A 463-nucleotide genomic window follows, 5' to 3' on the forward strand; every position below is an offset into this window, starting at 1 on the left:
AGGTCGCACCAGCCAACAGGCGGGTGGGGGCAGGGCCCCTGGTCGTCTTCGTCCCGGGTCCGGAGCGGCCCGGAGAACAGTGCAGGAGTACTCAGTGATCGGTGACATCGCAGGACTCATCGCGGCCGTCGCGTTCGTCGCTCTCGTCGGGCTGCTCGCCGTCCCGCTCGTCAAGCTCGGCAAGGTCTTCGACACCACGACCGAGAGCATCAAGGACCTGACCGCGCACTCGGTCCCGATCCTCGACGAGTCTGCGCAGACCGTCGCGAGCGCCAACTCCCAGCTGGTCAAGGTCGACACCATCACCACGTCGGCGGCTGAGGTCAGCCAGAACGTCTCAGCGCTCACGGGCCTGTACGCGGCAGCCTTCGGCGCTCCTGTCGTCAAGGTCGCCGCCTTCTCCTACGGGGTGCGCAAGGCCTTCGGCCAGGCCGCCTCGAAGGTCCGCGGCACCCGGAAGGAC

1 protein-coding gene is annotated in these 463 nt (G+C 68.3%); it reads left to right on the top strand.

Annotation, left to right across the window (positions count from 1 at the left end; genetic code table 11):
* Positions 1–94: 94 nt before the first annotated feature.
* A partial coding sequence (locus tag JWG43_RS20785) for a DUF948 domain-containing protein (protein ID WP_205244329.1) occupies positions 95–463 on the top strand: 369 nt, incomplete at its 3' end.

Source organism: Desulfobulbus alkaliphilus (genome assembly GCF_016918545.1).
Classification (GTDB): Bacteria; Desulfobacterota; Desulfobulbia; order Desulfobulbales; family Desulfobulbaceae; genus Desulfobulbus; species Desulfobulbus alkaliphilus.